15 protein-coding genes are annotated in these 23,993 nt (G+C 67.2%); 6 read left to right on the top strand and 9 right to left on the bottom strand.

Annotation, left to right across the window (positions count from 1 at the left end; translation table 11 throughout):
• Positions 1-5: 5 nt before the first annotated feature.
• Entirely contained in the window at positions 6-965 is a 960-nt protein-coding gene (gene hemC / locus CDN36_RS17435; protein WP_150556299.1) for a hydroxymethylbilane synthase, read from the bottom strand.
• Positions 966-1,044: 79 nt separating this feature from the next.
• On the opposite strand from hemC, the gene ppc reads away from it, so the two are divergent.
• The 3 genes from ppc (at position 1,045) to argH (ending at position 6,622) form a co-directional block, all read left to right on the top strand.
• A complete protein-coding gene (gene ppc, locus CDN36_RS17430; RefSeq protein ID WP_287497423.1) occupies positions 1,045-4,071 on the top strand; it encodes a phosphoenolpyruvate carboxylase in 3,027 nt (1,008 codons plus the stop codon).
• A 225-nt stretch (positions 4,072-4,296) separates the two neighbouring features.
• Positions 4,297-5,094, top strand: coding sequence for a gamma subclass chorismate mutase AroQ (gene aroQ, locus CDN36_RS17425; protein ID WP_287497422.1), 798 nt, complete (start codon positions 4,297-4,299; stop codon positions 5,092-5,094).
• A 130-nt stretch (positions 5,095-5,224) separates the two neighbouring features.
• A complete protein-coding gene (gene argH, locus CDN36_RS17420) occupies positions 5,225-6,622 on the top strand; it encodes an argininosuccinate lyase (RefSeq protein WP_287497421.1) in 1,398 nt (465 codons plus the stop codon).
• A 134-nt stretch (positions 6,623-6,756) separates the two neighbouring features.
• Here argH and gltS read toward each other — a convergent pair whose 3' ends face one another.
• From gltS to apbC, 4 genes are all read right to left on the bottom strand, one after another.
• A complete protein-coding gene (gene gltS, locus CDN36_RS17415) occupies positions 6,757-7,974 on the bottom strand; it encodes a sodium/glutamate symporter (RefSeq protein ID WP_150556303.1) in 1,218 nt (405 codons plus the stop codon).
• Positions 7,975-8,367: 393 nt separating this feature from the next.
• Complete coding sequence (locus tag CDN36_RS17410; RefSeq protein ID WP_150556304.1) at positions 8,368-10,653, bottom strand: arginine/lysine/ornithine decarboxylase; 2,286 nt, start codon at positions 10,651-10,653, stop codon at positions 8,368-8,370.
• A 114-nt stretch (positions 10,654-10,767) separates the two neighbouring features.
• Complete coding sequence (dcd, locus tag CDN36_RS17405) at positions 10,768-11,337, bottom strand: dCTP deaminase (RefSeq protein ID WP_039409253.1); 570 nt, start codon at positions 11,335-11,337, stop codon at positions 10,768-10,770.
• A gap of 147 nt (positions 11,338-11,484) precedes the next feature.
• Positions 11,485-12,633, bottom strand: a complete 1,149-nt coding sequence (gene apbC, locus CDN36_RS17400) for an iron-sulfur cluster carrier protein ApbC (RefSeq protein WP_287497420.1) — start codon at positions 12,631-12,633, stop codon at positions 11,485-11,487.
• 209 nt (positions 12,634-12,842) lie between these two features.
• Here apbC and CDN36_RS17395 point away from each other — a divergent pair, with 209 nt between their 5' ends.
• Together CDN36_RS17395 and metG are read left to right on the top strand one after the other, a co-directional pair.
• Positions 12,843-13,502 (top strand): YiaD family glycine zipper/OmpA-like lipoprotein, encoded by a 660-nt coding sequence (locus tag CDN36_RS17395; protein ID WP_150556306.1) that lies wholly within the window; start codon positions 12,843-12,845, stop codon positions 13,500-13,502.
• 454 nt (positions 13,503-13,956) lie between these two features.
• On the top strand, positions 13,957-16,083 hold the full coding sequence (gene metG / locus CDN36_RS17390) for a methionine--tRNA ligase (RefSeq protein ID WP_287497419.1): 2,127 nt from the start codon (positions 13,957-13,959) through the stop codon (positions 16,081-16,083).
• A gap of 97 nt (positions 16,084-16,180) precedes the next feature.
• Here the strand turns inward: metG and CDN36_RS17385 are convergent, their stop codons facing one another.
• Entirely contained in the window at positions 16,181-16,642 is a 462-nt protein-coding gene (locus CDN36_RS17385; protein WP_150556308.1) for an Lrp/AsnC family transcriptional regulator, read from the bottom strand.
• A 47-nt stretch (positions 16,643-16,689) separates the two neighbouring features.
• On the opposite strand from CDN36_RS17385, the gene CDN36_RS17380 reads away from it, so the two are divergent.
• Positions 16,690-17,019 (top strand): DUF6356 family protein, encoded by a 330-nt coding sequence (locus CDN36_RS17380; RefSeq protein ID WP_287497418.1) that lies wholly within the window; start codon positions 16,690-16,692, stop codon positions 17,017-17,019.
• Positions 17,020-17,025: 6 nt separating this feature from the next.
• On the opposite strand, the gene bamE is transcribed toward CDN36_RS17380, so the two are convergent.
• The 3 genes from bamE to CDN36_RS17365 form a co-directional block, all read right to left on the bottom strand.
• Positions 17,026-17,562: an outer membrane protein assembly factor BamE domain-containing protein gene (bamE, locus tag CDN36_RS17375; RefSeq protein WP_150556309.1), complete on the bottom strand. Its 537-nt coding sequence runs from the start codon at positions 17,560-17,562 to the stop codon at positions 17,026-17,028.
• A gap of 129 nt (positions 17,563-17,691) precedes the next feature.
• Positions 17,692-21,972: a translocation/assembly module TamB domain-containing protein gene (locus CDN36_RS17370; RefSeq protein WP_287497417.1), complete on the bottom strand. Its 4,281-nt coding sequence runs from the start codon at positions 21,970-21,972 to the stop codon at positions 17,692-17,694.
• On the bottom strand, positions 21,972-23,738 hold the full coding sequence (locus CDN36_RS17365) for an autotransporter assembly complex protein TamA (protein WP_287497416.1): 1,767 nt from the start codon (positions 23,736-23,738) through the stop codon (positions 21,972-21,974). The genes CDN36_RS17370 and CDN36_RS17365 overlap by 1 nt, the downstream gene beginning before the upstream one ends.
• Between the last annotated feature and the right edge of the window lie 255 nt (positions 23,739-23,993).

Below are 23,993 nucleotides of genomic sequence, written 5' to 3'. Positions count from 1 at the left end.
TCCGGTCAATCCTTGGCGTCGGGCGGCGGCACCAGCGCCAGTCCCCCCGCATCGATGAGTTCCTGCGCGACGCGCTGTCCCAGCGCCTCGGCTCCGGCCACGTCGCCATCGGCTACCTTGGCGGCGCCTTGCGAGCGCAGCACCGTGGCGCCGTCCGTCGACGCGATGAACGCCCGCAGCGAGAGCTCGCCTTGCGGCGTGAACTGCGCGAAGGCGGCCAGCGGCACCTGGCAGGAGCCGCCCAGGGCACGCGAGACCGCGCGCTCGGCGCTCACCGCAAGCGTGGTGCGGGCGTCATGGAGCGGTGCGAGCCATTGCAGGATTTCGGGACGGCCCGCGCGCACCTCGATGCCGAGCGCGCCCTGACCGGCGGCGGGCAGGCTCGCCTCGGGCGCGAGCGTGGCGCGAATGCGCGAGGCCAACCCCAGGCGCTTGAGCCCGGCCGCGGCCAGAATGATCGCGGCGTAGTCGCCGCGGTCCAGCTTGCCCAGGCGCGTATCGAGATTGCCGCGCAGCGGCATGACCTTCAGATGCGGGTACGTCGTGCGCAGCGAGACCTCGCGGCGCAGGCTCGAGGTGCCGACCACCGCGCCGGCGGGCAAGGCCTCGAGGCTGTCGTAGTCGTTGCTCACGAATGCGTCGCGCGGATCCTCGCGCTCGAGCACGGCAGCGAGCGTGAAGCCGTCGGGCAACTGCATCGGCACGTCCTTGAGCGAGTGCACGGCCAGATCGGCCCGGCCATCGGCCAGCGCGAGCTCCAGCTCCTTGACGAACAACCCCTTGCCGCCGACCTTCGCGAGCGAGCGATCGAGAATCTGATCGCCGCGCGTGGTCATGCCGAGAATACTCACGCGGCACTGCGGATATAATTTGTGCAGCGCGTCACGCACGTGTTCGGCCTGCCACATGGCGAGGCGGCTCTCGCGCGACGCGATCACCAGGGTTTCAGGAGCAGCGAAGTTCATTCAGCAACCGCGTGAAGACCAAAAGAAAAAATGGTAACACGCCTGACGGGCCGTAACGGCCGGTCTCGAGAGGAGCGTCATGAAGAGCAGCGCAAAGGCAAAAGCCCCGCAAGAGGGCCTGGCCACGTCGGTCGGCAACACTCCCCCCGCGAAGGCAGCAGCCGCGGCCCCCTCCACTTCCGGTGCAGCCTCGCCAGCATCGCCGAGCCCGCGCACTTCACGCGCATCCCGCACGGCGGGGCTGTCCGGCACGCCCGCCGTCTCCGCCGCCACGCCTGCGCAGATCCCTTCAAAATCGCGCCGCTCGCGCGAAGACAAGGACGCCCCGCTGCGTGAGGACATCCGCTTCCTCGGCCGCCTGCTCGGCGACGTGCTGCGCGAGCAGCAGGGCAGCGACGCGTTCGACCTCGTCGAGACCATCCGCCAGAACGCCGTGCGCTTTCACCGCGAGGGCGACCGCAGCGCGGCAAAGGCGCTCGACACGCTCCTCAATGGCCTCACCAACGAGCAGGCCATTCAGGTGGTGCGCGCGTTCAGCTACTTCTCGCATCTGGCCAACATTGCCGAGGACCGCCATCACAATCGCCGCCGCCGCGTGCATGCGCTCGCCGGCAGCCGTGCGCAGCCGGGCAGTCTGAGCGCCGCGCTGCAAAGCCTCAAGGACGCCGGTCGCGCCGATCCCGCCACGCTGCAGGCCTTCTTCGCCAGCGCGCTCATCGTGCCGGTGCTCACCGCGCACCCGACCGAAGTGCAGCGCAAGAGCATTCTCGACGCCGAGCGCGAAATCGCCCGCTTGCTCGCGCATCGCGACGATGCGCTCACCGAGCGCGAGCGCGAGCGCAATACCGAGTCGATCCTCGCGTGCGTGACCACGCTGTGGCAGACGCGCATGCTGCGCAGCTCGCGTCTGACCGTCGCCGACGAAATCGAGAACGCGCTGTCGTACTACCGCAGCACGTTCCTGTCCGAAATTCCCGCGCTCTATGCGGACGTCAGTGCCGAGCTGCACGACGCCGTGCCGGACGTGCGCGCCGAAGGGCTCGGCCGCTTCCTGCAGATGGGCAGCTGGATCGGCGGCGATCGCGACGGCAATCCGAACGTCACCGCGCAGACGCTGCAACTGGCGATCACCCGCCAGGCCACGGAAATCTTCGCGCACTACCTGGAGCAGGTGCACCTGCTCGGCGCGGAACTTTCCGTCTCGCAGTTGCTGGCCGGCGCGAGCGATGCGCTGCTCACGCTCGCGCGCCGCTCGCCCGACGATTCGCCGCACCGCACCGACGAGCCGTATCGACGTGCGCTCATCGGCGTGTACGCCCGCCTGGCGGCCACCGCGCGCGAATGGGTCGGCCACGTGCCGCACCGCGGCGCCGTCGGTCAGGCGCGACCCTATCTCGACGCCAGCGAATTCATCTCCGATCTGAACACCATCGTCGCGTCGCTCGTGGCGCATCACGGCGGCGCGCTCATCACGCAACGGCTCGGCCCGCTCGTTCGCGCCGCCGAAGTCTTCGGCTTCCATCTGGCGAGCATCGACCTGCGTCAGAGCTCGGACGTTCACGAGGCAGTGATCGCCGAGCTGCTCGCCAAGGCGGGCGTCGAAGCGAACTACGCGAAGCTCGACGAGCAGGAAAAGCTCGCGTTGTTGCTGCGCGAGCTGCGCGACCCGCGCCCGCTCTTCTCGCCGTATCTCGAGTACTCGCAGCGCACGCGCGACGAGCTCGCCGTGTTCGCCGCCGCCCGCGACATCCGCGCCCGGTTCGGCGCGCGCGCGGTGCGCAACTACATCATTTCGCACACGGAGACGGTGAGCGATCTGGTGGAAGTGATGCTGCTGCAAAAGGAGACGGGCCTGTTCCAGGGCGCGCTCGGCGGCACGGGTGCCCCGGCCGCGGAGCCGAAGGTCGGCGCCATGGTCATTCCCCTGTTCGAGACGATCGCCGACTTGCGCCACGCGCCGGTCATCATGCGCGAGTTCTTCGACATCCCGGGCATGTCGGAGGTCGTGGTGCAGCAAGGCGGCGAGCAGGAAGTCATGCTCGGCTACTCCGACAGCAACAAGGACGGCGGCTTCCTCACGTCGAACTGGGAACTGTACAAGGCCGAGCTGGCGCTGGTGCGCCTGTTCGAGGAGAAAGGCATCCGTCTGCGTCTGTTCCACGGCCGCGGCGGCACCGTCGGTCGAGGCGGCGGCCCGACCTATCAGGCCATCCTGTCGCAGCCGCCGGGCACGGTCAACGGGCAGATCCGCCTTACCGAGCAGGGCGAGATCATCGCCAGCAAGTTCGCCAATCCGGAGATCGGGCGGCGCAATCTGGAGACGATCGTCGCGGCCACGCTCGAGGCCACGCTGCTGCCGAGCCGCAACCAGCCGGCGCGCCTGGCCGCGTTCGAGGCCGTCATGCAGACGCTCTCCGACACGGCCTTCGCGGCCTATCGCGACCTGGTCTACGAGACGCCGGGGTTCACCGACTACTTCTTCTCGGCCACGCCGATTGCGGAGATCGCCGAGCTCAACATCGGCTCACGCCCCGCGTCGCGCAAGTTCTCCGATCCGAAGAACCGCCGCATCGAAGACCTGCGTGCGATTCCGTGGGGTTTCTCCTGGGGCCAGTGCCGCCTGCTGCTCACGGGCTGGTACGGCTTCGGCAGCGCCGTACACGCGTATCTGGATGGCGGCGGCGAGGCCGGGCGCGACAAGCGTCTCGACACGCTGCGCCAGATGGTCAAGCGCTGGCCGTTCTTCGCGAATCTGCTCTCGAACATGGACATGGTGCTCGCCAAGACCGATCTGGCCGTGGCCTCGCGCTACGCAGAGCTCGTGCCCGACGAGAAACTGCGCAAGCGCGTGTTCGATCGCATCGTCGCCGAATGGCAAAGCACCTCGCGGGCGCTCGCGCTGATCACCGGACACGAGGAGCGGCTGGCCGACAACCCGCTGCTCGCGCGCTCGATCAAGAACCGCTTCCCGTACCTCGATCCGCTCAACCACTTGCAGGTCGAGCTGCTGCGCCGTCACCGGGCGGGCGAGTCGGACGAACGCGCACGGCGCGGCATACATCTGTCCATCAACGGCATTGCCGCCGGCCTGCGCAATACCGGCTGACCGCCCGCGGTCCCCGGCGGGCGGGCGGCCCGTCGGGAACCCGGCGCTTCGGCGCAGTGCCGGCGCGCCGGGCGCCCTGTCGGCGTCATGCCGAAGTCATGTCGAGGCCATGCCGGCTTCGTTCGCGACGTCCGGCCTCTTGGGAATCTCCCCAACGACAGTCGACCGATAGGGCGGTATATTTCGTCGAATTCGACACGATGGCTGCCGGGGGGCCCATCCATCATGCATTCCGATTCCAACTCTCGTTCACATGTCCGGCCGGGCCGGACGGCGCGGCGCATTGCCGCGCTCGCGGCGGCAGCGGTGTTCGTCTCGGTCAGCGCGGGGGCGCGGGCCGACGCTTCGGACGTCCACGAACCGGGGCTGAGCCTCGCCCACGCACCGGTGGGTACTGCGCCGATGGGCGCGGCCCCGCATGGCGTGCGCGGTCTGGCCGCGCAGCTCGTGTCGCAGACGCTCGCCACGGCGCCGGGCGCCGCGGCCAAGCCGCCCCGGATCATCGATCCCGTGCTCGATCCGCTCATGCACGGCATTCTGGAGCGGCTCGCGATCAGCGAAGCCGTGGCGCGCAACAAGTTCTCGTCGGGCAAACCGGTGCAGGACACGCCGCGTGAGCAGGCGCTGCTCGACAGCGCGGCCGAGCGCGCCGCGCAGTTCGGCCTGACGCCGGCGCAGGCGCGCACCTTCTTCCGCATGCAGATCGAAGCCGGCAAGCTCGTGCAGACGGCGCTGCTGGCCCGCTGGGCGCGCGAGGGCCGGGCGCCGGGAGAGCCGGTCGATCTGTCCACGCGTCTGCGCCCGGCGCTCGACCGCCTGAGCACGTCGCTCATGCGCGATCTGGGCCGCCTGTGCGCGCTGCCCGACGATCCGTCGCGCATGGCGCGCATCCATCAGGCGCGCGAGCGCATCGCGAAGGCCGCGAAGCTCGAGGCGCTGCAACGCGCCGCGTTCGACGAAGCCACCTCGGGCCTCTGCCTGTCGGCGCCGCCGCGCATCTGGACGCTCTCGCTGGCACGCTGAACGGCGTGCCTCCCGGGCGCCGCGCGCCGCCGGGTAAAGCCCCCGGGGGCTGTATAATCGCGGTTTGCCGTGCTTCGCCACGGTCCGCTTCATTCAGCCTCGATGGGCCTCGATTAGCCACGCTACGACAATGACCTCCCAACTCCACAAGAAAGGCGAAGCCTGGTCGGCCCGCTTTTCCGAACCCGTTTCCGAACTCGTCAAGCGCTACACCGCGTCGGTGTTCTTCGACAAGCGACTTGCGCTGTTCGACATCGAGGGCTCGCTCGCCCATGCCGACATGCTGGCCGCGCAAGGCATCATCAGCGCCGAGGACCTGGCCGACATCCAGCGCGGCATGGCGCAGATCCGCGGCGAGATCGAGCGCGGCGAGTTCGAGTGGCAACTCGATCTCGAGGACGTTCACCTGAACATCGAGGCGCGCCTGACGGCGCTCATCGGCGACGCCGGCAAGCGCCTGCACACGGGCCGCTCGCGCAACGACCAGGTGGCGACCGACATCCGCCTGTGGCTGCGCAGCGAAATCGATCGCATCGGCGCGCATCTCGGCGATCTGCGCCGCGCGCTGCTGGATCTGGCCGAGCAGCACAGCGCCACGATCCTGCCGGGTTTCACCCACCTGCAAGTCGCGCAGCCGGTAACGTTCGGCCACCACCTCATGGCTTACTTCGAGATGTTCAGCCGCGACGCCGAGCGCATGCTCGACGTGCGCCGCCGCGTGAACCGCCTGCCGCTGGGCGCCGCCGCACTCGCCGGCACGAGCTACCCGATCGACCGGGAGCGCGTGGCCGCCACGCTCGGCTTCGAAGAGGTCTGCACGAACTCGCTCGACGCGGTCTCGGATCGTGACTTCGCCATCGAATTCACCGCTGCCGCCGCGCTCGTGATGACGCACGTCTCGCGCTTCTCGGAAGAGCTGGTGCTGTGGATGAGCCCGCGCGTTGGCTTCATCGATCTGGCCGACCGTTTCTGCACGGGCAGCTCGATCATGCCGCAGAAGAAGAACCCGGACGTGCCGGAGCTGGCGCGCGGCAAGACCGGCCGGGTCAACGGTCACCTGATCGCCCTGCTCACGCTGATGAAGGGCCAGCCGCTCGCATACAACAAGGACAACCAGGAAGACAAGGAACCGCTGTTCGACACGGTCGACACCGTGATCGACACGCTGCGCATCTTCGCGGACATGGTGCCGGGCATCAAGGTGCGCGAGGGCAACATGCGCAATGCGGCGCTGCAAGGCTTCTCGACCGCGACCGACCTGGCCGACTATCTGGTGAAGAAGGGTTTGCCGTTCCGCGACGCGCACGAAATCGTGGCCCACGCCGTGAAGATCTGTTCGGATCGCGAGATCGATCTGGCCGATCTGTCGCTCGCCGAATTGCAGAAGTTCTCGCCGCTCGTGGGCGAAGACGTCTTCGACTACCTCACGCTCGAAGGCTCGGTGGCCAGTCGCAACCACATCGGCGGCACGGCGCCCGCACAGGTGCAACGCGCCATCGCCGCCGCCCGCGCCAAGCTCGCCAAGTAAGCCGCCACCGCTTCCGGCGTCAGCAACGAGTCGCCCTGTCGCGAATTGCACCCCGAAAGTTGGACGTGAATCCAACCTTCGGGGTGTTTTTCATGACGAAGCGCCCTGCGCGACCATGCACGCCGGAACACGCGTCAGAAGATTGGCAACCACAGGAAACCCTTGATGATCAGCGCGTTGAGGATGTCGATGAAGAACGCGCCCACCATCGGCACGATGAGAAACGCCAGATGCGATGGCCCGAAGCGCTCGGTCACGGCCTGCATGTTCGCGATGGCAGTCGGCGTCGCGCCAAGGCCGAAGCCGCAATGGCCGGCCGCGAGCACCGCGGCATCGTAATTGCGGCCCATGAGCCGGAACGTGACGAAGATGGCATACGCGGCCATGGTTGCGGCCTGCACCACGAGGATCACGACCATTGGCACGGCCAGCGTCGACAGATCCCACAGCCGCAGCGCCATGAGCGCCATTGCGAGGAACAGCGACAGACTCACGTTGCCGAGCACCGACAGCGAACGCTCGAACACCTCGTAGCCGACGAGCGCCAGCAGGTTGCGCACCATCACGCCCACGAACAGCACACACACGAAGGTGGGGAGTTCGAACGCCGTCCCCGAGAGCCGCTGCGCGATCCATTCGCCGCCGAGCAGACAGATCGCGATCATGGCGACCGTCTCGATGAGCGCCTGCGCCGTGATCAGGCGCACCGTATGCGGCTGCTCGAACCCTTCCGGCGCGGCGTCCCTCGCAGCGTCCACGCCCGGCACCTTGCCGCCCAGACGCCCGACCAGGTAACGCGCCACCGGCCCGCCCAGCAGACCGCCGAACACCAGGCCGAACGTGGCGCAGGCCATGGCGATCTCGAGCGCCGATTGCACGCCGTAGCGCGTGGTGAGCGTCTCGCCCCACGCAGCGCCCGTACCGTGGCCGCCCGCCAGCGTGATCGAGCCGCCCAGCAGGCCGACGCCCGGCGCCAGCCCCATGGCCATCGCCAGTCCCACGCCGATGGCGTTCTGCGTGACGAGCATGCCCGCCACGATCGCGAGAAACAGCGCCAGCCGCTTGCCGCCGGCGCGCAGGCTGGCGAGATTGGCCGACAGGCCGATGGTCGCGAAGAACGCCAGCATGAGCGGCGCTTGCAACGAGGTGTCGAAACGCAGTTCGACCTGCCCGAACTGGCGAAGCGCGAGCGTGCCGAGCGCCACGAGCAGGCCGGCGGCCACCGGCTCCGGAATGCTGTACGTGCGCAGCGGCCTGATCCACTCGACCAGCTTGCGCCCGAGCAACAACACCAAAGTCGCGCACACCAGCGTGCCGTAGGTGGTGAAGACCAGTTCCCGGGTGACGTTCATGACCCCTCCTGCGCGAAAAAATGCGTCGAGTGTAGCAACGCGATCCGCTCAATCTTTTAGGAAAACGCCCAAAACCGTCAAACTGGAGTCAAACCACAAACGCGACACTCGCGGAATGTCCGGCCGACGCTTGCACGCGATTGTCATGAATTTCGCGACATTTCACAGCCAATTCGCGTTTTTGCCGATTCCCCCCCGACACGCCGCCTTCGAGCGCCGCCGGATTGAGAAAGCAGCATCGCGGGAAACGGCGTATGGCGCCAGCGCAAAGCAAAACGGCCCCGTGCTTTCACACGGGGCCGTGGGGTGTCACGGGCCGCGGCGGCAACACACCCTCCTGCGCCCTCCTGCGCTCTCCTGCGCTCTCCCACGCCGGCGCACCGGCGCCGGGCGCTACTGACGCACGCAGTCCACGAAGTACTCCGGACGACCGTCCACTTCCTCGACCACCAGTCCGTGAATGTCGGTATGGAAGCCCGGGAAGCGCTCGTTGAAGTCGCGAGCGAAGCGCAGGTACTCGATGATCGCGGCGTTGAAGCGTTCGCCCGGGATCAGCAGCGGAATGCCCGGCGGGTACGGCGTGAGCAGCACGCTCGTCACGCGACCTTCGAGCTCGTCGATGGGCACGCGATCGATCTGGCGGTGCGCCAGCTTCGAGAACGCGTCGGTCGGCTTCATTGCCGGCTGCATGTCCGAGAGGTACATCTCGGTCGTCACGCGCGCCACGTCGTTCGCCTTGTACACGCTATGGATCTGGTCGCACAGGTCGCGCAGGCCGATGCGCTCGTAGCGCGGGAACTGCGCCACGAACTCGGGCAGCACGCGCCACAGCGGCCGGTTGTGATCGTAGTCGTCCTTGAACTGTTGCAGCTCGGTCACCATCGAGTTCCAGCGCCCCTTGGTGATGCCGATGGTAAACATGATGAAGAACGAGTACAGGCCTGTCTTCTCGACGATGATGCCGTGCTCGGCCAGGTACTTGGTGACGATGGCCGCGGGAATGCCGCTCTCGCCGAACTCGCCGTCCACGTCCAGCCCCGGCGTGATGATCGTCGCCTTGATCGGGTCGAGCATGTTGAAACCGTCGGCCAGATCGCCGAAGCCGTGCCAGCGATCGTTGGCGCGCAGCACCCAGTCCTCGCGCTGAATCGTGCCCTCGTCGCCGAGATTCTCCGGCCCCCACACCGAGAACCACCACGAATCGCCGTACTCCGAGGCCACCTTGCGCATGGCGCGGCGAAAATCGAGCGCCTCGACGATCGACTCCTCCACGAGCGCGGTGCCCCCCGGCGGCTCCATCATCGCGGCGGCCACGTCGCACGACGCGATGATGGCGTACTGCGGCGAAGTGGACGTATGCATGAGATACGCCTCGTTGAAGCGATACGTGTCGAACGTGCGCGCTTCCGAGTCCTGCACGACGATCTGCGAGGCCTGGGAGATGCCCGCGAGCAGCTTGTGCGTCGAGTGCGTGGCATAGATGGTCGCTTCGGACGAACGCGGACGTCCCTCGCCGATGGCGTGCATGTCGCGATAGAACTCGTGGAACGCCGCATGCGGCAGCCACGCCTCGTCGAAATGCAGCGTGTCGATGTTGTTGCCGAGCAGTTCCTTGATCATCTCGACGTTGTAGATCACGCCGTCGTAAGTGCTTTGCGTGATCGTCAGAATACGCGGCTTGGCGTTCGGATCGCGCTCGAGCACTTCGCGCGCGAACGGGTTCGCCTCGATCTTCGCGCGAATGACTTCCGGCTCGAACTGCGACTTCGGAATCGGGCCGATGATGCCCAGGTGGTTGCGCGTGGGCGTGAGAAACACCGGCACGGCGCCGGTCATCGTGATCGCGTGCAGGATCGACTTGTGGCAGTTGCGATCGACCACGACGATGTCGCCCGGCGCGACCGTCGCGTGCCACACGATCTTGTTCGAGGTCGACGTGCCGTTGGTCACGAAAAACAGGTGATCGGCGTTGAAGATGCGCGCCGCATTGCGCTCCGAGGCGCCCACCGGGCCGTTGTGATCGAGCAGTTGGCCGAGTTCTTCGACCGCGTTGCAGACATCCGCGCGCAGCATGTTCTCGCCGAAGAACTGGTGGAACATCTGGCCCACCGGGCTCTTCAGGAACGCCACGCCGCCCGAGTGGCCGGGGCAGTGCCACGAGTACGAGCCATCGGCAGCATAATGCGTAAGCGAGCGGAAGAACGGCGGCGGCAGCGAGTCGAGATACGACTTGGCTTCACGGATGATGTGGCGCGCCACGAACTCCGGCGTGTCCTCGAACATGTGAATGAAGCCATGCAACTCGCGCAGGATGTCGTTCGGGATGTGGCGCGACGTGCGCGTCTCGCCGTACAGGAAAATCGGAATGTCAGGATTGCGGCGACGCACTTCCTGCACGAACGCCCGCAGGTTGATGATCGCCAGCGCCAGTTCGCCCTCGCCTTCGCCGCCCGCCTCGCTCGAGAAGGTGCCGAACTCGTCGTCGTCGATGGACAGGATGAAACTCGACGCGCGGCTCGCCTGCTGCGCGAACGAGGTCAGGTCGCCATAGCTCGTGAGGCCGTTGACTTCCATGCCTTCGGCTTCGATAGCCTCCGCCAGGGAACGAATTCCGGATCCGGAGATATTTTCAGAGCGGAAGTCCTCGTCGATGATGACGATCGGGAAACGGAATTTCATTGGCGTTCCTTCGACAAAAGAACGAGCCACGGTCCGACATGGCCGTGGCTCTTGGGCATTGCAATGGAGAGGATGCTCACCGGCGGCGAGTCAAGCCCGATCGAGCGTAACGGGCTAGGTTTTCGGCAGCGTGACACCGCGCTGTCCCTGATACTTGCCGCCGCGATCCTTGTACGAAGTTTCGCAGACTTCGTCGGATTCGAAGAACAGCACCTGCGCCACGCCTTCGTTGGCGTAGATCTTCGCCGGCAGCGGCGTCGTGTTGGAGAACTCCAGCGTCACGTAGCCCTCCCATTCGGGTTCGAACGGCGTCACGTTCACGATGATGCCGCAGCGCGCATACGTCGATTTGCCCAGGCACACCGTGAGCACGTTGCGGGGAATGCGGAAATACTCCACTGTGCGCGCCAGTGCGAACGAGTTCGGCGGAATGATGCACACGTCGCCCGAGAAATCGACGAACGACTTCTCGTCGAAGTTCTTCGGATCGACGATCGTCGAATTGATGTTCGTGAAGATCTTGAATTCAGCCGCACAACGGATATCGTAGCCGTAACTCGACGTGCCGTAGCTGACGATCTTCTGCCCGTCCTGGGAATACCGGATCTGCGACGGCTCGAAGGGCTCGATCATGCCGTGCTCTTCGGCCATACGCCGGATCCATTTGTCGGACTTGATGCTCATGTGTGGGCCTGAATGGGCGTGGTACGTGAAAAAGTGGGCGTATTTTACGCGATTGTTGCGCTGCGGTGAGGTTTTCGGTCCTCCCGTGCCCCGCGGGGCTTCCCATGCCGCCCCTCGCGCGCTCCAGGCCCGGACGGCCCCCGCCCGTTACGTGTTCTGGACGACGATCGACGGGAACTTGCTCGTCATGTCCTTCTGCCTGGCCGCGATCTTCACCGCGACCTTGCGCGCGATGGCCTTGTAACGCGCCGCCACCCGGCCGTCGGGGTCGCCGACCACGCTCGGCATGCCGGCGTCGGCGTGCACGCGAATGCTCATCTCGAGCGGCAGCTTGCCGAGCAGATCCACGTCGAAGTCATGGCTCATGCGCTCGCCGCCGCCCACACCGAAGATCGGCTCCTCGTGACCGCAGTTCGAGCAGATATGCACGCTCATGTTCTCGATGAGGCCCAGGATCGGCACGCCGACCTTCTCGAACATCTTGAGCCCCTTGCGCGCGTCGAGCAGCGCCAGGTCCTGCGGCGTGGTCACGATGACCGCGCCGGTGACCGGCACCTTCTGCGCGAGCGTGAGCTGAATGTCTCCCGTGCCCGGCGGCATGTCGACGATGAGGTAGTCGAGGTCCTTCCAGTTCGTCTGGTTGAGGAGCTGTTCGAGCGCCTGCGTGACCATCGGGCCGCGCCACACCATCGGGTTGTCCGGCTCGATCAGAAAACCGATGGAGCTTGCCTGCAGGCCGTGCCCGATCATCGGCTCGAGCGTCTTGCCGTCCCTCGATTCCGGTTTGCCGTGAATGCCCAGCAGCGTGGGCAGCGACGGGCCGTAGATGTCGGCATCGAGAATGCCGACGTTGGCGCCTTCGGCCGCGAGCGCGAGCGCCAGGTTCACGGCCGTGGTGCTCTTGCCCACGCCGCCCTTGCCGGAGGCCACCGCGACAACGTTCTTTACGTTGGGTAGCAGCTTCACGCCGCGCTGCACCGCGTGCGAGACGATCTTCTGGCTGATTTCGACGGCCACGCGCTCGACGCCGGGCAGCTTGCCGACGGCCTCGGTAACGCGCGCGCGCATGGCGTCGAACTGGCTCTTCGCGGGATAGCCGTATTCGATCTGGATGCCGACGTGGCCGTGCTCCGCCGCGACTTGCTTCACATACTTTCCGGCGATCAGATCGAGCCCCGTATCGGGGTCGACGATGCCACGCAGCACTTCATTGATCTGGGCAACTTCCATGTGTCTCTCTCGCTCTGTCGAGGCGCGCCGGAGAACGCCCGGCACGGCGCTAACAACTTGTAACATCCGTGGCGCGCGCTCTCGATTAGCATGCGAGGCGCGCGTGTCATGGGGACCAGCCGTCGCGGCAAACTGCGCTTGCCTGCGGTTGACACTCGGCGCTATTGTAAGAGACGGCGCGCCTGCCGGTTTAAAACCCCTGCGGGCTGCGCGTGCTTCGACGAAGTGCTCGCGCGTGTCTCATCACTGCTTAGCTAATCGATAAGGAGCCTCAAATGAACAAGAACACTCTGCACGCTTCCGCACTGGTTCTGGCCGCCGCCGCATTGCTGGCCGGCTGCCAGACGCAGCAGGGCACCAACACGGCTGTGGGCACCGGTGTCGGCGCCGCGGTCGGGGCAGGTCTTGGCAACCTCATCGGTGGCAACACCACCGGCACGCTGATCGGCGCCGCCGTGGGCGCCGCTGCAGGCGGTGCGGCCGGGTACAACTGGCAATCCATCAAGAATACGCTGGGCGGGCACACCGCCGGCACCGGCACCACGATCTCCGAACAGCCGGACGGCTCGCTCAAGGTCGCCGTGCCGAGCGACGTCACGTTCGACACGGGCCGCGCCGACATCAAGCCGAACTTCCGTGCCGTGCTCGACGACGTTGCCACGTCGCTCAATCAGAACCCCGGCATCACGGCCAGCATCGTGGGCCACACCGACAGCACGGGCGGCGATCGCATCAATGTGCCCCTGTCGCAACAGCGCGCAGCCAACGTCGCGCAGTATCTGACGAGCCGCGGCGTGGCCGCCAACCGCCTGAGCGCGACCGGCGTGGCGTCGAGCCAACCGATCGCATCGGACGCCACGGCCGAGGGCCGCGCCCAGAATCGCCGCGTGGAAATCCTGCTGCACGCGCCGAATCAGCAAGCACCGCGCGGCTGACGATCTTTCGGCGCGTTTGCGCCAACAATCGCTCTGCGCTCGTCTCACGCACATGCCCGGCTCGCCGGGCATGTTGCTTTTCGGCGCGCGTGATAGGCGAGTCTCGCATGCTGCAATGCACCATCGAAAGTCAGCGCTTGCGTTGAACTAAACCCGTGCGGCGGGGCTCAGACTCTGCGGAAGTGCCTACCGTGGGCGCTTCCATCTCCTCTTTGTTATTGACGTTACGTGTGCCTAGTTCTGCCGGAACCTTTCGTTCCGGCTTTTTTTTGGCCGCGCGATCCGCCGGGTGCGCCGCCCCAACGATGTCCCGGCGCGCGCCGGGATGCCCGGCACATCCGCACGGCAGCCCCACGGCACTCGGCGACGCCCGACGACACCATTTGGGCGGCAACTTCGCCCGCCTGCTAGAATCGACCCTTCCCGGTTTTTCTCAACAGCAGACTCCATCCCCATGTCCCGCCGCATTCTCGTCACCTCCGCCCTGCCGTACGCCAATGGCCAGATTCACATCGGTCACCTGGTCGAGTACATCCAGACCGACATCTGGGTGCGGCACATGCGAATGCAAGGGCACGAGGTGTACTACGTGGGCGCGGACGACACGCACGGCACGCCGGTCATGTTGCGCGCCGAGAAGGAAGGGCTCACGCCCCGGCAACTGATCGAGCGCGTCTGGAAGGAGCACAAGCGCGACTTCGACAGCTTCGGCATCTCGTTCGACAACTACTATTCGACCGACTCCGAAGAGAACCGCGAGTTGTCCGAGAGCGTGTACCTCGCACTCAAGGAGCAGGGCCTCATCGAGGCGCGCGACATCGAACAGGCCTACGACCCGGTCAAGGAAATGTTCCTGCCGGACCGCTTCATCAAGGGCGAGTGCCCGAAGTGCGGCGCGAAGGACCAGTACGGCGACTCGTGCGAAGTCTGCGGCTCGACCTACGCGCCGACCGACCTGATCAATCCGTATTCGGTCGTCTCGGGCGCCACGCCGGTGCGCAAGACGTCCACGCATTACTTCTTCAAGCTCTCGGACAAGCGCTGCGAGCAGTTCCTGCGCAAGTGGGTGGCCGGCCTCGCACAGCCCGAGGCGGCCAACAAGATGAAGGAGTGGCTCGGCGAAGACGGCGAATCCACGCTGGCCGACTGGGACATCTCGCGCGACGCGCCCTACTTCGGTTTCGAGATTCCGGGCGCGCCGGGCAAGTACTTCTACGTCTGGCTGGACGCCCCGGTCGGCTACTACGCGAGCTTCAAAAACCTGTGCGCGAAGCGCGGGCTGAACTTCGAGGAATGGGTCAGGCCCGGCTCGACCACCGAGCAATACCATTTCATCGGCAAGGACATCCTGTACTTCCACACGCTGTTCTGGCCCGCGATGCTCGAATTCTCGGGTCATCGCACGCCGACCAACGTGTACGCCCACGGCTTCCTGACGGTGGACGGACAGAAGATGTCGAAGTCGCGCGGCACGTTCATTACGGCGCAAAGCTTCATCGACACCGGTCTGAACCCGGAGTGGCTGCGTTACTACATCGGCGCGAAGCTCGGCAACACGATGGAAGACATCGACCTGAACCTCGATGACTTCATCGCGCGCGTGAACAGCGATCTGGTGGGCAAGTACGTCAACATCGCGAGCCGCGCGGCCGGGTTCCTGATCAAGCGCTTCGACGGCCGCGTGTCGGCGCACGCCATGCAGCACGCGCTGCTCGCACAGGTGCGCGGTGCAGCGGCACAGATCGCCGCTCACTACGAGGCGCGTGAGTTCGGCAAGGCGCTGCGGCTGGTGATGGAGCAGGCCGACGCGGTCAACGGCTACGTCGACACGGTCAAGCCCTGGGATCTGGCGAAGGATCCGGCGCAGGCCGCCGCGCTGCACGAGGCATGCTCGGTGTGCCTGGAAGCGTTCCGCCTGCTCACGCTGTATCTCAAGCCGGTGCTGCCGGTCACCGCGGAGGCCGTGGAGCGCTTCCTCAACATCGCCCCGCAAACGTGGCAGGACGTGGAGCGCCCGCTCACCGCCGACACCGCGATCACGGCATACAAGCATCTGATGACGCGCGTCGAAGGCAAGCAGATCGAAGCGCTGCTCGCCGCCAACCGCGACTCGCTGCAGGCGGGCGCGCCGGCAGCCGATGCGGCGGCCGCCAAGGGCAAGGCCGCGAAGGCGGGCGCCGGTGCAAAGGAGGCCCCGAAGGCCGACAAAGCGGCCGGCGGCGACAGTGGCGACAGCGGTGTCATTACCATCGACGACTTCGCGAAGATCGATCTGCGCATTGCGCGCATTGTCGATTGCAAGGCGGTGGAAGGCTCGGACAAGCTCTTGCAGCTCACGCTCGACGTGGGCGAGACGAAGACCCGCAACGTCTTCTCCGGCATCAAGTCGGCCTATCCGCAGCCCGAGGCGCTCGTCGGCAAGCTCACGGTGATGGTGGCCAACCTCGCGCCGCGCAAGATGAAGTTCGGCCTGTCCGAAGGCATGGTGCTCGCCGCGTCGGCCGCCGACGAGAAGGCGGAGCCCGGCATCTACATCCTCGAGCCGCACAACGGCGCGAAGCCGGGCATGCGCGTGAAGTAAGGGGCGCGCCCGTTGGCCGGCCACGTCTTGCGGCCGGCCTCGCCGGCGGTCTGGTGGGCGCGACCGCCAACGTCCATGACGCGGGCGGCGACAGCGCCTAGCGCAGATGGTCCACCGGCAGCGCGGTGGTGAACTTGACCGTCTCCATCGAGAAGCTCGCGCTGATGTCCTGGAGATCGGCCACGCGGATGAGCTTCTTGTAGAAGCGGTCATACGCCGCAATGTCGGGCAGATAGACCTTGAGCAGATAGTCGATTTCGCCGGCCATGCGGTGAATCTCGACGATCTCGGGCAGCTCGCGCGCACCTTCCACGAAGCGCAGCATCCAGTCTTCGCTGTGCGTTGCGGCCTTGATGAAGACGAACGCGGTCACGCGCAGATCGAGTTGCTGGGGGTCGCACAGCGTCACCTGCCCCGTGATCACGCCGCTCTCGCGCAGACGCTGCACACGCCGCCAGCACGGCGTAGGCGACAGATGCACGGCCTCGGCCAATTCCCCGAGCGAGCGCGAGGCGTCTTCTTGCAGATTTTCCAGAATCGCGAGATCGGTTTTGTCCACGACAGCCACTCCGAGGAAAAATTTTCCAAATCGTACCCGATTCGCCGGTGCTTTTGAAAGCCTTTACCTTATCGAGGCCGGTAGACTTCAAAAACATTCCGAAAATAGGGGTCGACATGAAAATTTTCACTCAACATCCAGCCTCTGTCGGCGAAAACTACCTCCAACACATGGGTTCGGCGATCTCCTTCGCGCTGCCGCTGTTGGGGGCATGCCTGGCCTGCCTCGTACACGCGCTGTTACCGTTCGCGTTCGAGAAAACCGGCAGTCGCATCATCGCGCGTCTGCACGAGCGCATGGTGACGAATCGCCACCGTCATGCGTCGGCCAGCGCCGCCGCTCGTGCGGGTGCGGCCGACGGCGCCAGCTCGCGGTAATGCGGCTCAGGGGCGCTCCGAGGCCGGGTCGGGCGAGCGCGAAGTCACGCTCACGCGGCCGTCAGGCCCGAAGTGCGCGTTGAACAGGCCCGGCGTGTTCACGCCGTCCTCGAGCCAGCGCCAGCTCCACACCGTCTCCTTCTTCAGGCGGTAGTCCGCCACGCTCGTCGGCTTGCCGAGCAGGCGCCGGACTTCGTCCTGCGTCATGCCCGGGCGCACCTGCTCGAAGTTCTCCGCCACGAGCGCCTGCGTCACGCTGCGCAGCCTGCCATCGGGCGCAATGTCGACCATGTACGTTCGCAAGCCGCCCGGCGCGCGCGGATACTCCAGACGACGCGAGCCGTCGTCGTTCTCCCAGACGATTTCGGGCTTGCCCATTTGCCCGCGCACCTGCGCTTCGGTGCTCACGCCGGGCTTCAAGTCGCGCAACAGCATATCGTCCGGCTTGACGGCATTGAACGTGTCGCGCGCCTTCTCGCGCACCTTGTCGATCTGCTGCTGGTCACAGCCGAACAGGCCCAACAGACTCGCAAACAATCCCATGGCGACTCCCCAACGAAGGCCACGGCGCGCACAGGGCGCCGCATGAACGAAACGAAGTGACGCTCTCATCGATACTCCCTCCTTGCTCTCGGGCGCGCGCCTCGCGACGCGCGTCTTGCCGCTGCCGCCTCAATCGAAGCGGCGGTTGAACAGCACGTCGAAGCCCGACAGCGACCCGGTGCGCAGCACGAGCTGCCAGCGGCGCGAGACTTGCCAGGTCACCTTCACGATGCTCGCCGCGCTCGTCAGGCTCTGCTCGTAGCCGAGCGCGAAGTTGTCCGAAATCGCCTTGCCGATCTTCACCACCTGCTCGTCGTCCGAGAGGCCCGAGTCGCTGGTGCCAATGCTGAATTCGTCGATGCCCAGATCCTTGATGATGCGCTTGCCGCCCGCGGCACCCAGCAGCGCCGTGGCCGCACCGGCCATTGCCTGGCGCTGGCCGAGGCCCGCGCCGTCCGGGCCGTGGCCGAACAGCAGCCACGACAGCTTCTCCTCGTCCGACACGTTCGGCTCGGACACGAGCGACACGCGCGGCTGACGCACGGTCCCCGTCACCAGCACCCCGGCCGCCACTTCCTGATTGCGCCGCATGGCCTGGATGTAGATGTCGGGGTTGTCGAGCGGGCCGACGAAGTTGATCTGGCCGCGCTCGATGGCGAGCTTGCGATCGAACGCTTCGTAAGTGCCCTCGGCCACCGTGATGGTGCCGCTCGCGCGCATCGGCGAGAGCGGATCGCTCTGCACGCGCATGCTACCGCGCAGGAGCAGGTCGGCGCCTGCCCCGATGAAGCGGAAGTCGCGCCCGAGATTGACTTCGACGTTGATGTGCGGCGAGAAGCGGCTCGTCGGCTTTTCGCTGATGCGCGCGGCCTCCTCCTTCGGGTCGAGCGGCTTGGTGCGCGCCTGCGCCCCGCCGCGCACGACCACCACGTCGTCGCCGAGCCTGGGCGCCGACGTCGGCGGCAGCGCAAAGCGCGCGCGGTCCACCGTGAATTTGCCGGTGACGGACATCGCGTCGCCGCTGCCAGTGGCCTTCGCGTCGCCGGTGAGCGAGAGCTGCCGGTCCGGCGCAGCGAACAATTGCAGCTTGTCCGCCGTGATCGTGATGCCGAGCGCCGGCTCCGGCGTGTCGAGCCGGACGTTGCCGGTCGCGCGGGCCGTGCCGCCCCCGCCGCCGGTCACGACAACGTCGCGCAACACGATCTCGGTCGGCGTGAGCGCGATGCGCACGCGACCGTCCTTCACGCTGATACCGGTGTCGAACATCTGCACGGCAAGATCGTCGGCCGTCAGTTCGCCGGTCGGGCGCGGCTTGCCAACGGTACCGGCGAGCGCCAGTTGCAGACTCGCCCGGCCCTTGAAGGCGTATTGCGCCCCCGCGAGATTCTCGAATTTCGAGAGATTCGGGATGACGACGGCCACGCGACCGGCCAGCGGCGCGTCGTCCGGCAGCTCGGGAATGCCGTTGGCCACGCGCAAGCCGGTCTGCACGTCGGCGTCGAGCGTGCCGACGAGCGAGGACACGGCCTTCACGCTCGTGCGCGCCGACTGGCCCGACAGGTCGATGCGCGCGCGCAGCTCGGAGAGGCCCAGCGGCACTCGCGCGCCTACGCCGCCCTTCTCCGGGCTCAGGTCGGGAATGCCCGTCACGGTGACCTTCACATGATCGTTCACGCCGGCCCGGCGCAGCGTCACGTCGCCGCTGCGGCGCACGATCTCGACAAAGCCGTCGGCACGCGACCCGGTGCGCAAGTCCCACTTGCCGTCGAGCACGAGATCGCTCGCCACGGGCGGCATCTCGCCGGTCACCGACTGCACGACACGCAGCACCTGCGCGATGTCGAGCGTATCGACCGTACCCGTCGTTTTCAACTGGTCCCCGCCGTAGTCGAGATTCGCGAGCGACAGCGCGCCGGCGCCCGTGACGAGCTTCGCCGCGCCGAGATGCACGCTCGCCGCACTCGCTTCGACGCGCCATGGCGCCGCAAGGTGAATCTTCGGAATCCCCTGGTTTTCGAGCGTCTGGATCGTGCCTCGCCAGCCGGGCTTGCCCGCGGTGTTCGTCACGGCGCCCGCGGCATCCAGACCGAGGTCGAGCGGCGCTTCGCGCAGCTTGCCTGCCGCCCGCAGACGAAGCGCATGCGCGCCGCGCGTGCCGGCCAGCGCCAGACTCAGGCGGTCCAGACGCGCGACGCCGCTACGCAGCCCCTGCGCGTCGAGCGTCACGTTCAGCCGGTCGCCGGGCGCGCCCGGCAGCGCGCCGCTAACGTCGATCTTGCCGGCGAGGTGCTCGAGCGTGTGCTCGCCGAACGCCAGCCGGTCGGCCGCGAGCGTGGCCGCCACGACCGGGCGCTCCATCGTTCCCGACACCTGCCCGTCAACCTGCATGCGGCCGGCCAGCCCGAAGCCGAGCTTGTCGAGCGCCGGGGCGTCGACGTTGACCGCCATTCGGTCGCCCGGCGCGCCGAAGCTGCCCCGCAGGACGATCTTGTTGCCCGCGACGAGCAGATTCGCATCGCTGGGCAGCAAACGCGCGCCCGCCAGCTTCACCGTCCCGGCGCCGCTCATCGGCAGATCCGCGTAGACGCTGTCCTGCAGCGCGAACCTGAGCGTCAGTGCAAGCTCGGGACGCAGCGCGCCTTGCGCTTCGAGCTGTCCGGTGACGCTCGCCGCGGGGTTCTTCCGCCCGCGTGTGGCCGTGCCGTACAGGTCGTACCAGGTCGCCGGGTCGAAGCGCGAGAGCTTGACCTGCGCCCGGTACGCGCCGGCGTCGTCGTTCGCCAGCGCGCCGGTGGCCGAGATACGGCCATTGCCGGCGTCGAGCGACAGTGCATGAATCGTGGTGCCCTTCGCATCGAGCGCCACATCGGCCGAGACGCGACGAGTGGCGTCGCGCCAGTCGAGCACAATGCGCTGGCCGGCCGGCTCGAGCTTCACGTCGAGCGGACCGCCGAGCTTCGTCGGCGGCAGCTTGCCGTGAAGCGCACGCAGATCGAGATCGTGCATCGTGAAGGCGAAGCCGCCGACCGTTGCTTCGGTCGCCTGCGCCGTGGCGGGCGGGACGGGCGCGGGCGACGCGTCACCTTGCGTCAGCGCGGGAACCGGGGCCCCCGCCGCGCCGCCTGCGGACGCCGGCGTGGCCGCTGCCGCGGTCGCCACCTTCTCGCGACGCAACGCTCCGCTGCCGGTCAACACCGCGCGCCCGGTCAATTTCAGCTCGATGCCGGTCAACGCCTGACGCGTGGCGTCGAGCAGCACCTCGGCACGCAGGTGCTCCACGGGCAACCGTCCGTCGTCGATCGCCCCCGGCTTCGCGTTGACGACCGATACCGGCCCGAGCACACGCAATTCCTTCGCGCCCGGGGCAGGGCGCAAGTCGGCCTGCACGGCAAGGTCCGCCTGCGGCGCGCCCGGGCTGAAGTCGCGCGGGTTGACGTGATCGAGCGCGATCTGCGCACGCGAGAGGGGCACGGCGCCAAACGGCGATGCCGCGATGTGGGCCGTACCCGCGAGCTTTTCGCCGCTCGCGGCAAGATCGACCACGAGCGCGTCGAGCGAGCCTGAGAGCTTCGCCTGCAGCGCGACCGGCACGTCGCCCGCACGCGCGCGCAGGCCAACGTTGCCGCCAAGCGCAAACGGGCGTTGGCCGTTGAGCTGCACGTCGGCCTGCGCTTGGCCGTATGGCGTGCCGACGTGCTCGAGCACCATCGAATGCTGCGTGCCGTCGCTGCGCGCGGCAAGACGGATGTCCTCGAGCACCAGCTCGGGCGAGTGCAGCGTGAGCCTGGCGACGCGAACGTCACCCAGCGTCAGGCCAAGCGGCAGACGCAGACTGGTCGGCAGCGCCGCGGGCGCGGCGGACGGCGGCGAAGGGGCGAACGCAAGATCGATCTGGCCGGCGTGCAGCTTGTCCACGGTGAAGTGCAGCGGGCGCAGCCGCAGGGCCCAGCGGCTCTCCAGACGGCTCGCCGTGATGCGCGTGGCGCCGTCCACGTAACGCACGTCGTTCACGGTGAAGCCATGGGCGAAGGTGCCGCCGCGCCAGTCGCCGGCGAGCTTGCCGCCGAGCGTCGCGACGGCCGCCTGCCAAAGCCAGCGGCTGCCGCGCTCGCTGGACATTGCCCAGAGCAGCGCGCCGAGCGCCAGCACGACGCCGAGCAGCACGGCCAGCCATGCGGCCGCGAGCGCGCGGCCCCAGCGACGACGCTTCGGCGGCGGGGGTGGCGCGGGTGGAACGTCGCCCGGCCCGGGCGGCGGATTGGCATGACCGGGTGAGGTGAGCACGGGCTCGCGCGTCCGCCGCCCGGCGTCGCGGACATCGCCGGCCGCGCTCGCGTGCGGGGCTGGCGTCGAAGGCGCGGCCGGCGTGGGGCGGCCCGGTGTGACGGCATGGAGCGGCATCGTCGTCATCAGAACGCCACCCCCAGCGAGATGGCCGGACGCAAGCGCCGGTCGTGCACGCCGTAGCCGAGGTCCACGTTTACCGGCCCGACGGGACTGCGCCAGCGCAGGCCGACGCCCACGCCGTGATACAGCGGCGTGGGATGACGGTAATCGTCGGTGGCCGTGCCGACGTCCCAGAACACCGCCCCGCCCCAGTCGCGCGTGACCCAGCGCTGATATTCGAGGCTTGCCGTGCCGAGGTACTTCGTCGGATACGTGGTGCCGTTCTGCTGCCGCCCGATGCTCTGATACGTGTAGCCGCGAATGGACGACGTGCCGCCCGCGAAGAACAGCAGCGACGACGGAATCCGGTTGCTGTTGCCGTTCGTGAGCACCGCGCCGAGTTCCAGGCGGGCCAGCACGAGGTCGCGCTCGGCCACCGGGAAATACTGGCGGATGCGGCCGTACAGGCGCACGAAGCTCTGGTCGGTAAGTACGGGCTTGGCGGCAAACCCGATCTGCGTGTTGATGATGTTGCCCTTGCGCGGAAAGATCAGGTCGTCCACGTCGCGACGATTCCACGAAAACGCCGGCACGAGCGCCTTGTTGAGAAAGCGCGCGCCGCCGTCGGGACGCTCGTCGGTGCGATAAAGATCGAGCGTGTAAGCCCAGTCGTAGCGCTCGCGCGAGCGCGCACGCTTGACGCCCACTTGCGCCGAGCGCTGGTCGAGCCCGTTCAGATAGGTGCGATCGAACGACCCGCGCAGGCTGTTGGTATAGGCGCTCGTGTCGGGCGGCATGGCAATCTCGGCATAGCCGCCCTGCCGATACTGCTCCAGACGCGCCTGCGTGTCGAACGTCCACGCGCGGCCGAACAGGTTGTAGTACGAATAGCGGCCGTTCACGCTCGCGCCGGTGTCGGTCGTATAGCCCACGCCGCTTTGCACGCGATGCTCGGGAAATTCGCGCACCTTCACTTCCACCGGCGCGTTCTCGGCCTTCGACGGGTCTTCCGTCACCGAGATGATCACGTTGGAAAAGTACGGCGTGGCCTGGATCTGGCGCTGCAGTTCCTGCAGACGGTCGGCGTCGAACGCCTCGCCCTCGGACAGCGGATTGACGTTGCGGATGATTTGCGCCGGATAGCGGCGCGTGCCGGTGATCACGAGCGGCCCGAGTGTGAACGGAGGGCCGCTGTCGTAGGTGGCCGCAAGCGAGGCGGCTTCGCGATCGGCGTCGACGACCGCGCGCGAGAACGTCATCCTGGCCGCGTGATAGCGCTTTTGCCCGAGCTGGAACAGCGTATCGTTCTTCGCCTTGTCCCAGTCGGCCTGGCGAAACGGCGCGTCGACCGGCAGTTCCCAGGCGTGGCGCAACTGCGCGACGCGCTGCGGATCGCTCTCGGCCACCGGGCCGGTGAATTTCAGGTCGACGTCCTTGATGTGCGTGCGCGGGCCGGACTCGACGGTGACGCGCACATCGCGCTTGCCGTTGATGGTGGCCACATCCACATGCGTGACCGGCGCGAAGTACCCCTCGGTCGACGTGAGCTCCTGCACCTGCTCGCCGACGGTGGCGATGAGGTGCTCGAACTGGGCGTCCCCAATGTCGTCGCGCCCGGCGTAGCGCGCCAGGTCGAGATTGGTCTCGAGGAGTTTCTCGAGGCCCTTGGGCGCCTCGATGCGAACGCGATAGTCGGCAAGCGCCGCGCGGGGAGCCGCCAGGCCGCCCGCGAGCGTGGCGACGGCGGCAAGCGCGGCCAGGCCGCTCAGTCGGGTCCAGGTGGCCGGCACGGCGCACGCGCGAGAGCACGCACGGGAGGACGCACGAACGCACGCACGAAAGCGACGCCAGGCGTCGTGTCCGGGTTTGATCTGCGAGACGGTCAAAACCTTCCTTGGAGTCTTAAATATCGCCGCCGGTGGTCCGGCGTGCGTGCAATGATGCCCGATCGCACGGCCGGTGCAAGCATGGCACGACGAAGCAACGTGCGAAGCGTTCGTGGTGCGTATTTGACCATAACCGTGCGTCCCGTTGACCGGCGCGTC

Origin of the sequence: Pandoraea sp. CB10b_02, from assembly GCF_002216225.1 — a bacterium.
In the GTDB taxonomy this organism is placed as follows: Bacteria; Pseudomonadota; Gammaproteobacteria; order Burkholderiales; family Burkholderiaceae; genus Pandoraea; species Pandoraea nosoerga.
This window is presented reverse-complemented; position numbering and strand designations above follow the sequence as displayed.

Excerpts from the sequence above, each read along its gene's own strand:
- hemC (WP_150556299.1), bottom strand. The coding sequence starts at position 965 with ATGAACTTCGCTGCTCCTGAAACCCTGGTGATCGCGTCGCGCGAGAGC.
- ppc (WP_287497423.1), top strand. The coding sequence starts at position 1,045 with ATGAAGAGCAGCGCAAAGGCAAAAGCCCCGCAAGAGGGCCTGGCCACG.
- aroQ (WP_287497422.1), top strand. The coding sequence starts at position 4,297 with ATGCATTCCGATTCCAACTCTCGTTCACATGTCCGGCCGGGCCGGACG.
- argH (WP_287497421.1), top strand. The coding sequence starts at position 5,225 with ATGACCTCCCAACTCCACAAGAAAGGCGAAGCCTGGTCGGCCCGCTTT.
- gltS (WP_150556303.1), bottom strand. The coding sequence starts at position 7,974 with ATGAACGTCACCCGGGAACTGGTCTTCACCACCTACGGCACGCTGGTG.
- CDN36_RS17410 (WP_150556304.1), bottom strand. The coding sequence starts at position 10,653 with ATGAAATTCCGTTTCCCGATCGTCATCATCGACGAGGACTTCCGCTCT.
- dcd (WP_039409253.1), bottom strand. The coding sequence starts at position 11,337 with ATGAGCATCAAGTCCGACAAATGGATCCGGCGTATGGCCGAAGAGCAC.
- apbC (WP_287497420.1), bottom strand. The coding sequence starts at position 12,633 with ATGTTACAAGTTGTTAGCGCCGTGCCGGGCGTTCTCCGGCGCGCCTCG.
- CDN36_RS17395 (WP_150556306.1), top strand. The coding sequence starts at position 12,843 with ATGAACAAGAACACTCTGCACGCTTCCGCACTGGTTCTGGCCGCCGCC.
- metG (WP_287497419.1), top strand. The coding sequence starts at position 13,957 with ATGTCCCGCCGCATTCTCGTCACCTCCGCCCTGCCGTACGCCAATGGC.
- bamE (WP_150556309.1), bottom strand. The coding sequence starts at position 17,562 with ATGGGATTGTTTGCGAGTCTGTTGGGCCTGTTCGGCTGTGACCAGCAG.
- CDN36_RS17370 (WP_287497417.1), bottom strand. The coding sequence starts at position 21,972 with ATGACGACGATGCCGCTCCATGCCGTCACACCGGGCCGCCCCACGCCG.